Origin of the sequence: Pseudomonas sp. SJZ077, assembly GCF_007993905.1 — a bacterium.
GTDB classification, from domain to species: domain Bacteria; phylum Pseudomonadota; class Gammaproteobacteria; order Pseudomonadales; family Pseudomonadaceae; genus Aquipseudomonas; species Aquipseudomonas mandelii.
In genome coordinates, this window is record NZ_VIUJ01000002.1 from 168,951 (window position 1) to 181,327 (window position 12,377).

The following is a 12,377-nucleotide window of genomic DNA, read 5'->3' on the forward strand; positions in this document are numbered from 1 at the left end:
CAGAGTGCGTTGGCAGGCATCTTACGACCTATCGGCGAGTGGATAAAACAATGCTGCGCCAGGATGCCATTTGACTTTATAGAGCTTAGACTCTAAAAAGTGCCTCATTACAACAAAAACCGGAGCCGATCATGACCGCCGACATCGCTTATCTGCAGAACCTGCAACAGCCGCTGGACGAGCTTCAGGCGCTGTTCGATGCGCAGCGTGCGGCGTATGCGGCCAACCCGATGCCACCGGCCGCCCAGCGCCAGCAATGGCTCAAAGCCCTGCGTGATCTGCTGAGCAACGAACGCCAGTCCTTGATCGATGCGATCAGCCAGGATTTCAGCCACCGCAGCGCCGATGAAACCCTGCTCGCCGAACTGATGCCGAGCCTGCACGGCATTCACTACGCCAGTCAGCACCTCAAAGGCTGGATGAAGCACTCGCGGCGCAAGGTCGGTATCGCGTTTCAGCCGGCTTCGGCGAAAGTGGTTTACCAGCCGCTGGGCGTGATCGGCGTGATCGTGCCGTGGAACTACCCGCTTTATCTGGCTATCGGGCCGCTGGTGGGCGCGTTGTCGGCGGGCAATCGGGTGATGCTCAAACTCAGTGAGTCGACCCCCGCCACCGGCTTGCTGCTCAAGGAACTGCTGGGCCGGATCTTCCCGCAAGACCTGGTCTGCGTGGTGCTGGGCGAAGCTGATATCGGTGTCGCGTTCTCCCGACTGCGTTTCGATCACCTGCTGTTTACCGGCGCCACCAGCATCGGCAAGCACGTGATGCGCGCGGCAGCCGAGAACCTGACGCCGGTGACCCTTGAGCTGGGTGGCAAGTCCCCGGCCATTGTTTCCCTCGACGTGCCGCTCAAGGACGCCGCCGAACGCATCGCATTCGGCAAGACGCTCAATGCCGGGCAAACCTGCGTGGCCCCGGACTACGTGCTGGTGCCGGAAGATCGTATCGGCGCTTTCGTCGAAGCCTATCGCCACGCGGTTCGCGGGTTTTATCCGACACTGGCCGACAACCCGGACTACACGGCAATCATCAATGACCGGCAACTGGCGCGACTCAATAACTACGTCAGCGACGCCACCAGCAAGGGCGCGCTGCTGATTCCGCTGTTTGATCAGGGCCAGGGCCGGCGCATGGGTCATAGCGTGCTGCTCAACGTCAGCGACGACATGACCGTGATGCAGGATGAAATCTTCGGCCCGCTGCTGCCGATCGTGCCGTACAAGACGCTTGATCAGGCGTTTGCCTACATCAATCAACGACCTCGTCCGCTGGCGCTGTATTACTTCGGCTACGACAAGCACGAACAAAATCGTGTACTCCACGAAACCCATTCCGGCGGTGTTTGCCTCAACGACACCTTGCTGCACGTGGCGCAGGACGATATGCCGTTCGGTGGTATCGGCGCCTCGGGCATGGGCCATTACCACGGCCACGAAGGTTTCCTGACCTTCAGCAAGGCCAAAGGCGTACTGATCAAGCAGCGCTTCAACGCGGCGAAACTGATTTACCCGCCTTATGGAAAATCCATTCAGAAACTGATTCAGAAGCTGTTTATCCGCTAACAATCGCACCCTCGGGTAATAACAATAATGAGCCCAAGCCTGTCCGATACACCCGCGCTGTCGCGGCGCGGCCTGCTTAAATTCAGCCTCGGCGCGAGTGCTTTCCTGGCCACGGCCGGATTGGGCGCGAGCCTCAGCGGCTGCTCATCGAGCATTCCGGCCAGCGGTTTCGCGACCCTGCGCAGCGGCGATCTGTTGTTTCTGCGGGCACTGGTCCCGGTAATGCTCGAAGGCGCCGTGGCCGCCGAAAAAATGCCGGCCGCCGTCGATGGCACCCTGAAAACCCTGGATAACGGCCTGAATCACCTGTCGCCGGAAATGCTCAAGCTCACTCGGCAATTGTTCGACGTGCTGGGGATGGCGGTGACCCGCGGGCCGCTGACCGGGATCTGGGGCAGCTGGGAAAACGCCAGTGCCGATGAGATCCGGCACTTTCTCGATCGCTGGGAAAACAGCTCGTTGAACCTGTTGCGCATGGGGCACAGCTCGTTGCTGCAACTGGTGATGATGGCGTGGTACAGCCGCGCGGAATCGTGGGTGCATTGCGGGTATCCGGGGCCGCCTGCCGTTTAAGACCGGGTCGACCCCTTCGCGGGCAAGCCTCGCTCCTACAAGGGCTTACGCGGTTCTGTAGGAGCGAGGCTTGCCCGCGAAGGCATCCTCATGAACACCACTGCATCCAAAACCATAACAACTAGAGAACCCGAAGATGCCCGTACCCGACCCGTTCCGCGAAGGCATGGCCCGTGGCTGGAAAACCTACAACGGCTCGCAACTGACCCAGGACCTGACCTTGGACGCGGACGTGGCGATCATCGGCAGCGGCGCGGGCGGCGGGACCACCGCGGAAATTCTCAGCGCCGCCGGCTACAAGGTGTTGCTGATCGAAGAAGGCCCGCTCAAGACCAGCAGCGACTTCAAGATGCTCGAAGACCAGGCCTACACCAGCCTCTATCAGGAGGGCATCGGTCGCATGAGCAAAGACGGCGCGATCACCATCCTCCAGGGCCGAGCGGTGGGCGGCACCACCCTGATCAACTGGACATCGAGCTTTCGCACGCCCGACCCGACGCTTGAGCATTGGGCCAGGGAACACAACGTCAAAGGCCACAGCCCGGCCGAGATGGCGCCCTGGTTCGAGAAAATGGAACAGCGCCTGGGCGTTGCGCCCTGGATGGTGCCGCCCAACGCCAACAACGACGTGATCCGCAAAGGCTGTGAGCAGCTCGGCTACACCTGGCATGTGATCCCGCGCAACGTGCGCGGGTGCTGGAACCTTGGCTATTGCGGCATGGGCTGCCCGACCAACGCCAAGCAGTCGATGATGGTCACGACCATCCCCGCGACCCTGGAAAAAGGCGGCGAGCTGCTGTATCTGGCCCGCGCCGAAACGCTCTCGATCAAGGACAGCAAGGTCACGGGCCTGCAATGTGTGGCGATGGACGACCATTGCGTCGCACCTACCGGACGCACAATCACGGTCAAGGCGCGGCATTACGTGCTGGCGGGCGGCGGGATCAACAGCCCGGCGCTGCTCCTGCGCTCGGAGGCGCCCGATCCGCACCAGCGGTTGGGCAAACGCACATTCCTGCACCTGGTGAACATGTCCGCCGGGCTGTTCGATGAGGTGATCAACCCGTTCTACGGTGCGCCGCAGTCGATCTATTCCGACCACTTCCAATGGCAGGACGGCACCACCGGCAAGATGTCCTACAAACTGGAGGTGCCGCCACTGCACCCAGCGCTGGCCTCCACCCTGCTCGGCGGTTTTGGCAAGGAAAACGCCGGGCATATGGAAAATCTGCCCCACACCCACGCGATGCTGGCGCTGTTGCGCGATGGTTTCCACCCGGACAGCCCCGGCGGCAGTGTCGAATTGCGCGGCGACAACACGCCGGTGCTCGACTATCAAGTTTCACCCTACGCCTGGGACGGCTTGCGCCGGGCCTTTCACAGCATGGCCGAGATCCAGTTCGCCGGCGGCGCCAACGCGGTCATGCCGATGCACGCCGACGCGCGCTACGTGAAAACCCTGGCCGAAGCGCGCACGTTGATCGACGGTTTGAGCCTTGAGTTGTATCGCACCCGCCTGGGCAGCGCTCATGTGATGGGCGGTTGTGCCATGGGTGAAGACCCGAAAAACGCCGTGACCGACAGCCTTGGCCGGCATCACCAGATCAGCAATCTGTCGATCCACGATGGCTCGCTGTTCCCCACCAGCATTGGCGCAAACCCGCAATTGTCGGTCTACGGATTGACGGCGCAACTGGCGACTTCTCTGGCTGAACGTTTGAAAAACCCATGAAAACGGAGAATATTCCAATCGTCTATAGTGCTTTCTTACCCAACAGGCGACTTGGCCGACCGGGAAGGCTGCGATACCATCCGACTCCCCAACGGACTCCCGCCAGGACGACGCGATGAACCGAGTGTTGTACCCAGGTACCTTCGACCCTATTACCAAGGGCCATGGCGACTTGGTCGAACGCGCCGCGCGCCTGTTCGATCATGTGATCATCGCCGTCGCTGCCAGCCCGAAGAAAAACCCGTTGTTTCCCCTGGAACAACGTGTGGAGCTGGCCCGCGAGGTCACTAAACATCTGCCCAACGTTGAAGTCGTCGGCTTCTCGACGCTGTTGGCGCATTTCGCCAAAGAGAAGAACGCCAATGTGTTCCTGCGTGGTTTGCGCGCGGTGTCGGACTTCGAATACGAATTCCAGCTGGCCAACATGAACCGCCAACTGGCGCCGGATGTGGAAAGTCTGTTTCTCACACCGTCCGAGCGTTATTCGTTCATTTCCTCGACGCTGGTCCGTGAAATCGCAGCGTTGGGCGGCGATATCACCAAGTTCGTCCACCCTGCGGTGGCGGATGCCCTCACCGAACGCTTCAAGAAGTAACGACCGCTCAAGCGGCGCCCGCGTGCACTGCGGGCGCCAATGCGGCACAATTGCGCGCATTGGTTTATTGCGCCCGGGCCGTCCGCCCTGGCTGGAGTTAGCATGTCCCTGATCATCACCGACGATTGCATCAACTGCGACGTCTGCGAACCCGAGTGCCCGAACGCCGCTATTTCCCAAGGCGAAGAGATCTACGTGATCGACCCGAACCTGTGCACGCAGTGCGTCGGCCACTACGACGAACCTCAGTGCCAGCAAGTGTGCCCGGTGGATTGCATTCCGCTGGATGAAGCGCATCCGGAGACTGAAGAGCAGTTGATGGCGAAATATCGCCAGCTTACCGGCAAGGCTTGAGGCAGGCATTTTTGTAGTGCCTGTGCCGGCCTCATCGCGAGCAGGCCCGCTCCCACAGTGGGTTTGTGGTGCTCACATCATTTGATTCACAACACAAATCAACTGTGGGAGTGAGCCTGCTCGCGATGAAGCCATCAGGTACACCGAACATGTAACTGATTCACTCCCGCTGCTCAAACCCCTCCCCGATACACCCCAGGCACCGCACAAATGCGGCTTTCGCCGGATCAACCACCAGCGCCCGTCCCGCATCGCCGATGCCGCCGCCCAAGGCCGTGAACGGCAACGACACCACAAACGCCCCGGCACCGATCACCGTCGCCACCACCAGCAACGGTCTGGCGATCAGCAAGTCGCCGAGCATGGCGTAGGCCGGGGGATTCTGGATGGTGTAACGCGGATCACCGCTGCCGCTGCTAGCCGCCAGCGCGGGCGCACCGACGCTCAGCAGCAGCGCAACAACAAGGGTTCGAAACGAATTCATGGCACGGTCCTTCGGCTAGGCAGTGAGAGCACTGACTATAGACCGTCGCACGTATCAGCTCTGGCAGCGTGGGCAAAAGACGCTGGCGCGCTGCCCCAGTTTCACCTCGCGCAGTTCAGTGCCACAGACTTTGCAGGGCTCACTGCCCCGGCCGTAGACAAACAATTCCTGCTGGAAATACCCCGGCTGACCGTCGCCGCCGATAAAGTCCCGCAGCGTGGTACCACCCCGTTCGATGGCTGCGGCCAGAATGCGTTTGATCTCGATCGCCAGCTTCAAATAGCGCGCCCGGGAAATGCTCTTGGCCTCGCGACGCGGGTCGACGCCGGCGGCGAACAGGGCTTCGGTCGCGTAGATGTTGCCGACGCCGACCACCACCGCGTTATCCATGATGAACGGCTTGACCGCCATGGATCGTCCGCGGGACTGCTGAAACAAGCGATCGCCATCAAACAGGTCGGTCAACGGCTCCGGCCCCAGGCGAATCAACAGTTCGTGGTTGAGCGGATCGAGACTCCAGAGCATCGCACCAAACCGACGCGGGTCGGTATAGCGCAGGGCCAGGCCGGACTCGAGTTCGATGTCCACATGCTCATGCTTCGCCGCCGGCATCCCGACTTCAACCAATCGCAGGTTGCCCGACATACCCAAGTGACTGATCAGCGTGCCCACTTCAGCATTGATCAGCAGGTACTTGGCGCGGCGCTCCACCAGCACGATGCGCTGGCCGGACAGGCGCACATCGAGGTCTTCAGGAATCGGCCAGCGCAATCGGCGGTCACGCACGATCACCCGGCTGACGCGCTGGCCTTCCAGGTGCGGCGCAATCCCGCGGCGGGTGGTTTCGACTTCCGGCAGTTCAGGCATGGTGTTCTCGAATCAGGGCGCTCGAATAAATGCAGCAGCCGATGTTCAGCGGTGGGCGCCGAGGTCACGAATCGTTTGCTTGAGGGTTTCGAAGTCGTAGTCCGAGAGGCCGACATAATCGAGCACCAGATGCCCGATACTGTTCCACTCATGGTCTTCGGTCTGATTACCCAGCACCCGGTAGGACGCACAAATGTGCTCGGCCATTTTCAGGATCGCCAGCAGGTTCTTGAGCTGAGCGTTGCGCGAAGATTCGTCGCTGAAGATCGCCAGGGCGTTGTGGTGATTGGCGATCGCGGCGGTCACATGCTCCGGCAGGCGCCAGGACTTGGCCGTGTAATAACCGACCACCGCGTGGTTGGTGTTGAACACCCGGTTCTCGGTGTCGACCACCCGGCATTCGGCACTGGCGTTGGCGTAGGCCTCTTCCAGAACGGTCATGTAGTTGGGGAACCGTTGCAGCATCAGCGGCACGCCGCAGTCGTGGAACAGACCCAACGCGTACGCTTCGTCACCGGCCTGGGCGCCGATGCGCTTGGCCAACGTCAGACAGGTCATCGCCACGTCCTGAGCCGTATCCCAGAACCGGTTCAGGGTGACGATGGTGTCGTCGTTCATCTCGCCCTTGATCGACTGCGCGTTGATCAGGTTGATGATCGAGCGGCTGCCCAGCAGGTTCACCGCACGCTGGATCGAGGCGATCTTGTTGCTCAAGCCGTAATACGGCGAGTTGACGATCTTCAGCAAGGCACCAGAGAGCCCTGGGTCCTGGGAGATCAGCTTCGCGATCACTTCCAGGTCCGGGTCGGGCATGTACTGCTCCATCTGCAAGTCCACCATGATTTGCGGCTGGGCAGGCACACTGATGCCTTGCAGGGACTGTTGAATCTGTTCGGAAGTCAGCTCTTGGGACATAAGTACACACTCTGGGCCAGGGGGCGATTCTAACCTTTATAAAGTTGGATCCGACACACCGGCCGACACATTGGCGAAATGTTTCATTTCTGCATAGCCATCGAAATCGCTTTCGCGGCAAGCCTCGCGCCTGCAGATTCACACGATCCAGCAGGAGCGAGGCTTGCCCGCGAGGAGTCCATCAGCGTTTCATCGCCCGCCCGGCCCGCCGCAAGCCTCAACACGCTATACTCCCGCTCTTTTTTCCGGAGCGACGTCATGTCCCTGCCTAGCCTGCGCCTCAAAGCCAACGCCGACCGTCGCCTGCGAAACGGCCACTTGTGGGTCTATAGCAACGAAATCGATGTAGCGGCGACCCCTTTGCACGGTTTTCAAGCCGGCGACCAGGCGATCCTCGAAGCCGCCGGCGGCAAGACGCTGGGCATCGTGGCCATGAGCCCGAACAACCTGATCTGCGCCCGTCTGCTGTCGCGCGACATCAAGTTGCCGCTGGACAAGTCGCTACTGGTCCATCGCCTGAACGTTGCCTTGTCCCTGCGTGATCGCCTGTTCGACAAGCCGTTCTATCGCCTGGTCTACGGCGACTCCGATTTGCTGCCAGGCCTGGTGGTCGACCGCTTCGGCGACATCCTGGTGGTGCAGATCGCTTCGGCGACCATGGAAGCCCATAAAGAAGACGTGATCGCGGCGCTGACCCAAGTGCTCAAGCCAAGCGGCATTCTGTTCAAGAATGACTCCGCTGCCCGTGACGCCGAAGGCCTCAACCGTTATGTCGAAACCGTGTTCGGCCTGGTGCCGGAGTGGGTCGCGCTGGAAGAAAACGGCGTGAAGTTCGAAGCACCGGTCATCCAGGGCCAGAAAACCGGCTGGTTCTACGACCACCGCATGAACCGCGCACGCCTGGCTCCTTATGCCAAAGGCAAACGCGTGCTGGACCTGTACAGCTACATCGGCGGCTGGGGTGTGCAAGCGGCCGCGTTCGGCGCCAGTGAAGTGTTCTGCGTCGACGCGTCGGCCTTCGCCCTCGACGGCGTCGAGCGCAACGCCGCGCTGAACGGTTTCGCCGAAAAAATGACCTGCATCGAAGGCGACGTGTTCGAAGCCCTGAAAGAGCTGAAAGCCAGCGAAGAACGCTTCGACGTGATCGTTGCCGATCCACCCGCCTTCATCAAGCGCAAGAAAGACATGAAGAACGGTGAAGGCGCCTACCGCCGCCTGAACGAGCAAGCCATGCGCCTGCTCAGCAAGGACGGCATCCTGGTCAGCGCGTCGTGCTCGATGCACCTGCCGGAAGACGATCTGCAGAACATCCTGCTGACCAGCGCCCGCCACCTGGACCGCAACATCCAGATGCTTGAGCGCGGCGGTCAGGGCCCGGACCACCCGGTCCACCCGGCCATCGCCGAAACCCGCTACATCAAGAGCATCACCTGCCGGTTGCTGCCAAACAGCTGATGACACCGGTTTGACGGGGAGCCAGAGGGCTCCCCGTTTTATTATCTGTTATTGAATTCCGTTCAAACTTCCTACACTTGCGATCCTACGGACTTGCAGGACGTTTCCCTGCGCCTTTCACTATTCAGCATTCAACTGACAAAACTTGTTCATGCCCAAGATCGATCCGACGAAATTACTGGAAGTTTCCTACCCAATATCGCCTTGATAAGCGCTCATTACACTCTATGATTGAGAGCGTCACCATGAAGTGACTCTTACTTTCAATTACAAGGAGTTCCAAATGAAAGCAATTACTCTGGAAGCTAACAGCATCGCCAACCTGGCTTTCCTGGTCGCCCCTAAAGCCCGCTAAGTAAATGAGACGCTGGGGAGTGCCGGCTACCCAGCGTTTTCTATGGCATTGCCCAGAGCGAACCGCCCATCATGCAGATCAGTCCTCATTTATTCATACTTCCACGCACGCCCGGTCAAATAGTCTGGGATTACAAGAATCACAAACAGTTTGAACTGAACCTGAAGTATTCAACCCGACTGGCAGAGCTTATCGACAACCCCGAAAAGTTCAACGAACGCAATACAATTGACACCCAGCTACTTGACGCTGGAATACTGACAACTGCAATAACAGATACTACAGATTGGGGCTGGGACGAACTGTCGAAGATATTCCATATCGGCACCAAGAACATTCCGTGCGAACACGTTCCGCAAAATATCAATGAATGGTCAAAACAATACCTTGATCATTGCAGCGACGTCCTGAGCACGCCCTCGCCGAAAGCCAGGCGCTCGGAACGCCTGGGATGCGAGCTGATTACCCTGCCAAAACCTTCCTGCCTGCCGGAAGGTTCCCTGGCAAACGCCCTGGTCAATCGGAAAACCTGCCGCACCTTCACGGGTGAAGCCGTTTCCCTCGAAGCCGTCAGTACATTGCTGTACCTGTCCCTCGGCTATCTGCATGAGCGCGAAAACGACGTCGACGAAAGCATCGTCGAAGGTCTCGGCGCCCGGCGCAGCAGCCCGTCCGGAGGCGGACTGAATGCCTGCGAAGGCTTTCTGCTGGTGCAAAACGTCAGCGGCCTGCCACCCGGTGTCTACGCCTATCACCCCACCGGGCACGCGCTGAGTCTGGTTAATCCGCTGCCTCCCCAGCCTTTAGGGCAACTGATGTGCGGACAACACTTCATCAATAACCTGCCCGCAGGCCTGTTCATCACCAGCCGATTCGACAAGCTGTGGTGGAAATATGAACACTCGCGGGCCTACCGAATGGCCTACGTCGAGGCCGGTCATATTTCCCAGACCTTTCAACTGGCGGCCACCGCGCTGGGATTGAACACCTGGCTGACCGGTGCATTGACGGACGACCAGGTCGAAGCGCTGCTGGGACTTGAGAACAGCGCAGAGCAACCGCTGTTCTTTGTCGGCTGCGGCCAGAGCGACGGGCAAGTGATGTGCAAGGAATTGAAAGCACTGCTGAGCAGTCGGGGGGCGGAACAATGACCGAGCCCCTCATCGACCCCGCGTCAGCCTCTGCCTCATGGGCCCATCGCTTCACCCTTGGAGACTGGAACACCCGAGCCTCGGTGCGGATCAGCGAACACACCTACCAATTGCCGCCGGACCTGAAACGGCAACTGGAAACCCGCCACTGGTTTGCGCCGGACTTTCTGCCCTACCTGAATCATCCGGCAATCAAAGCAGCAGGCAGAGCAATCACTCATCGCCTGTCCGCCAACCATCTGGTGTATTTCCTCGACTACACCACCCTGCTGGAACACCGCATCGTCAACCGTTCCGTGGAAACCATCGTCCACAACGAACTGGGGGTATCCATCCCCCCACGGATGAAAACCGCCGCGCTGCAGCTCTATACGGATGAGGCTTATCACGCACTGTTTTCCAACAGCCTCGCCGAGCAGATTGCCGATATTTACGACATGACAGATCGCCCGGTCGTGCCCCACCGGATAGCCCGGCTGAACGCCCTGCTCGATCGCACACCGGACAAGCACAAGGCACTGGCGTGGTTTCTCGTCGGCTTCGTCTCGGAAACGATTATCGCCAAGGAACTGCTCGACGTTTGCCGTGACACGCTGGTGAGCAGCGTTCAGGAAATACTCAGGGATCACCTGGCCGACGAAGCGCGTCACAGTCGCTACTTTTGCGAAGTATTCCACCATCTGTGGGTGCAATTGAACTGCGGCCAACGCACGTTCACCGCCAGGTCGCTCGCGGAAATCCTGCTGATTTTCTTTGAGATAGATGAACGCTGGCTTGGGGAAAGCCTGCGTAGTGCCGGCCTGAGTGAAGCGTCTGTCGCGCAGATCCTTGGGGATCTGACCGGCTCGCAAGCACAGCGCCTGCGCGTCCGATCGAGTGCTGGTGCAACGCTCAATGCAATGAAAAAAGCCGGGTTCTTCGATCTACCTGCCAATCGCCAACTTTTCTCCAGGGCAGGGCTGTTCGATGAATGAAGGAAAACAGGTAGCCCGGGGCGAACAACGTGCCATGGTCATTCTGTTGATGACCATGACGCTGCTCGGCGTCTTTCCCCTGGATGTGGTGCTCCCCTCCTTTCCCGATCTTTCTGACTACTTTCGGACCTCACCGTCCGACATCGCCCTGTCGGTGAGCGTGTTCGCCATTGGCCTGGCGTTGTCCGTGGTGCTGGTCGGACCATTGTCGGATTTGTGGGGACGCAAGAAACTACTGCTGGCCGGTATCGCAATTGCGGTGGTCGGAGCGACAGGGTGTGTGGTGTCCAGCGAATACAGCTGGTTTTTGTTCTTCCGGGTGATCCAGGCCGTTGGTAGCGGGTCATTCGTCCTGTCACAGGCGTTGGTTCAGGATCTGTTCGTCGGCAAGGAACAGGAGCGAATCAGAATCTGGATGGTGACCGGCGGCGGGGTATTCATTTCGATTTCGCCGCTGCTGGGGACGTGGTTGCAATTGCAGCTAGGCTGGCAGGGCAGCTTTTATGTGTTTATCAGCCTGGCCGTCATTGTCTGGCTTAAAGCCTTCTTTCTGCTCAGGGAAAACCCTCACCTTCATACCACGGCACCTGAACGTTTTTTCAGCGCCTATTGGCGGCTGTGTTCGGATTTGCGCTTCATGGGGTATTGGTTGATTTCAGCCTTGGCTTTTGCCTGCCATTTCTCGTTCATCGTCATTTCACCGATCATTTTCATGGAGCGGCTGGCGCTGTCGCCTTACGCATTTGCCTGGGCGTTGCTGCTGTATGGCGTGGCTTATGTGTTTGGCGGGATTGTCGCCAGCGCGCTGCATCGGTACCTGCAGGCCAACACACAAATAGTCATTGGCCTGGGGCTGATCGCTTTGTCAGGGCTGGTCATGCTGTGGTTGGCGGAACAGTTCGGGCTCTCTGCGGCAGCGGTGCTGATACCCATGTTGATTTGTACGGCAGGCACCACCATTGCCCGGCCCATCGCCAACTCCAAAGCCATGAGTCTCTACCCCCGGAATGCCGGAACCTCGACCTCGGTAGGCGGCGTGCTGATTTTCATGTGCGGCGGTGTGATCAGCGTAGTGATCAACCTTGCCTCCGAAGACCTGACCACAGCACTAGCCCTGTGTTTTCTGAGCTTGAGTGCTACGGGCCTTGGCCTGAATGTCTTGATTTCACGACGGCATCTGGCGCTGAAGGCGGGCTGAAACCTGCCAGTCGTCATCCCGCACGTTGTGTCAGCGCCGGATCAACGCTTCCCGGCATTCCCTCCTGACGCCAGCCGTGTAGAATCGCGACATTCATCGCCAGTCATCCCCCGGCGGGTTTATGAGCTCAAGCTGAAGCGCGCGGCGATCCCGCAAAGTTAT

At 59.5% G+C, this 12,377-nt stretch carries 12 protein-coding genes; 9 read left to right on the top strand and 3 right to left on the bottom strand.

The genetic code is table 11. The features are described 5' to 3' along the window. Positions 1-131: 131 nt before the first annotated feature. The 5 genes from FBY01_RS04490 to FBY01_RS04510 all read left to right on the top strand — a co-directional run bounded on the left by FBY01_RS04490 (position 132) and on the right by FBY01_RS04510 (position 4,816). Entirely contained in the window at positions 132-1,562 is a 1,431-nt protein-coding gene (locus FBY01_RS04490) for a coniferyl aldehyde dehydrogenase (RefSeq protein ID WP_077747215.1), read from the top strand. Positions 1,563-1,589: 27 nt separating this feature from the next. Beyond that, complete coding sequence (locus tag FBY01_RS04495) at positions 1,590-2,135, top strand: twin-arginine translocation pathway signal protein (protein WP_145306707.1); 546 nt, start codon at positions 1,590-1,592, stop codon at positions 2,133-2,135. 136 nt (positions 2,136-2,271) lie between these two features. Then, complete coding sequence (locus FBY01_RS04500) at positions 2,272-3,867, top strand: GMC family oxidoreductase (protein WP_145306705.1); 1,596 nt, start codon at positions 2,272-2,274, stop codon at positions 3,865-3,867. Positions 3,868-3,982: 115 nt separating this feature from the next. Beyond that, positions 3,983-4,462, top strand: a complete 480-nt coding sequence (gene coaD / locus FBY01_RS04505; protein ID WP_007945531.1) for a pantetheine-phosphate adenylyltransferase — start codon at positions 3,983-3,985, stop codon at positions 4,460-4,462. Positions 4,463-4,564: 102 nt separating this feature from the next. After that, positions 4,565-4,816 (top strand): YfhL family 4Fe-4S dicluster ferredoxin, encoded by a 252-nt coding sequence (locus FBY01_RS04510; protein WP_145306703.1) that lies wholly within the window; start codon positions 4,565-4,567, stop codon positions 4,814-4,816. Between the two features lie 160 nt (positions 4,817-4,976). Here FBY01_RS04510 and FBY01_RS04515 read toward each other — a convergent pair whose 3' ends face one another. From FBY01_RS04515 to FBY01_RS04525, 3 genes are read right to left on the bottom strand one after another with little or no spacing between them, the layout of a single operon-like run. Further along, complete coding sequence (locus FBY01_RS04515; protein WP_145306700.1) at positions 4,977-5,300, bottom strand: multidrug transporter; 324 nt, start codon at positions 5,298-5,300, stop codon at positions 4,977-4,979. A gap of 54 nt (positions 5,301-5,354) precedes the next feature. After that, the gene (gene mutM / locus FBY01_RS04520; protein ID WP_145306698.1) at positions 5,355-6,167 is read right to left on the bottom strand and encodes a bifunctional DNA-formamidopyrimidine glycosylase/DNA-(apurinic or apyrimidinic site) lyase; all 813 of its coding nucleotides are present in this window, start codon (positions 6,165-6,167) and stop codon (positions 5,355-5,357) included. Between the two features lie 45 nt (positions 6,168-6,212). Further along, positions 6,213-7,028 carry an HDOD domain-containing protein gene (locus FBY01_RS04525; RefSeq protein WP_169857237.1) on the bottom strand — a complete coding sequence of 272 codons (816 nt, stop codon included), beginning with the start codon at positions 7,026-7,028 and terminating at the stop codon, positions 6,213-6,215. A gap of 312 nt (positions 7,029-7,340) precedes the next feature. Between FBY01_RS04525 and FBY01_RS04530 the strand changes: the two genes are divergently transcribed. From FBY01_RS04530 to FBY01_RS04545, 4 genes are all read left to right on the top strand, one after another. Further along, positions 7,341-8,537 (top strand): class I SAM-dependent rRNA methyltransferase, encoded by a 1,197-nt coding sequence (locus FBY01_RS04530; RefSeq protein ID WP_003195152.1) that lies wholly within the window; start codon positions 7,341-7,343, stop codon positions 8,535-8,537. A 426-nt stretch (positions 8,538-8,963) separates the two neighbouring features. Next, positions 8,964-10,043 carry a SagB family peptide dehydrogenase gene (locus FBY01_RS04535; RefSeq protein WP_145306695.1) on the top strand — a complete coding sequence of 360 codons (1,080 nt, stop codon included), beginning with the start codon at positions 8,964-8,966 and terminating at the stop codon, positions 10,041-10,043. Then, positions 10,040-11,017 (top strand): diiron oxygenase, encoded by a 978-nt coding sequence (locus tag FBY01_RS04540; protein ID WP_145306693.1) that lies wholly within the window; start codon positions 10,040-10,042, stop codon positions 11,015-11,017. The genes FBY01_RS04535 and FBY01_RS04540 overlap by 4 nt, the downstream gene beginning before the upstream one ends. After that, positions 11,010-12,215 (top strand): MFS transporter, encoded by a 1,206-nt coding sequence (locus tag FBY01_RS04545; RefSeq protein WP_145306691.1) that lies wholly within the window; start codon positions 11,010-11,012, stop codon positions 12,213-12,215. The genes FBY01_RS04540 and FBY01_RS04545 overlap by 8 nt, the downstream gene beginning before the upstream one ends. Positions 12,216-12,377: the final 162 nt, after the last annotated feature.

Coding starts and splice junctions, on each gene's coding strand:
- FBY01_RS04490 (WP_077747215.1), top strand. CDS start 132: ATGACCGCCGACATCGCTTATCTGCAGAACCTGCAACAGCCGCTGGAC.
- FBY01_RS04495 (WP_145306707.1), top strand. CDS start 1,590: ATGAGCCCAAGCCTGTCCGATACACCCGCGCTGTCGCGGCGCGGCCTG.
- FBY01_RS04500 (WP_145306705.1), top strand. CDS start 2,272: ATGCCCGTACCCGACCCGTTCCGCGAAGGCATGGCCCGTGGCTGGAAA.
- coaD (WP_007945531.1), top strand. CDS start 3,983: ATGAACCGAGTGTTGTACCCAGGTACCTTCGACCCTATTACCAAGGGC.
- FBY01_RS04510 (WP_145306703.1), top strand. CDS start 4,565: ATGTCCCTGATCATCACCGACGATTGCATCAACTGCGACGTCTGCGAA.
- FBY01_RS04515 (WP_145306700.1), bottom strand. CDS start 5,300: ATGAATTCGTTTCGAACCCTTGTTGTTGCGCTGCTGCTGAGCGTCGGT.
- mutM (WP_145306698.1), bottom strand. CDS start 6,167: ATGCCTGAACTGCCGGAAGTCGAAACCACCCGCCGCGGGATTGCGCCG.
- FBY01_RS04530 (WP_003195152.1), top strand. CDS start 7,341: ATGTCCCTGCCTAGCCTGCGCCTCAAAGCCAACGCCGACCGTCGCCTG.
- FBY01_RS04535 (WP_145306695.1), top strand. CDS start 8,964: ATGCAGATCAGTCCTCATTTATTCATACTTCCACGCACGCCCGGTCAA.
- FBY01_RS04540 (WP_145306693.1), top strand. CDS start 10,040: ATGACCGAGCCCCTCATCGACCCCGCGTCAGCCTCTGCCTCATGGGCC.
- FBY01_RS04545 (WP_145306691.1), top strand. CDS start 11,010: ATGAATGAAGGAAAACAGGTAGCCCGGGGCGAACAACGTGCCATGGTC.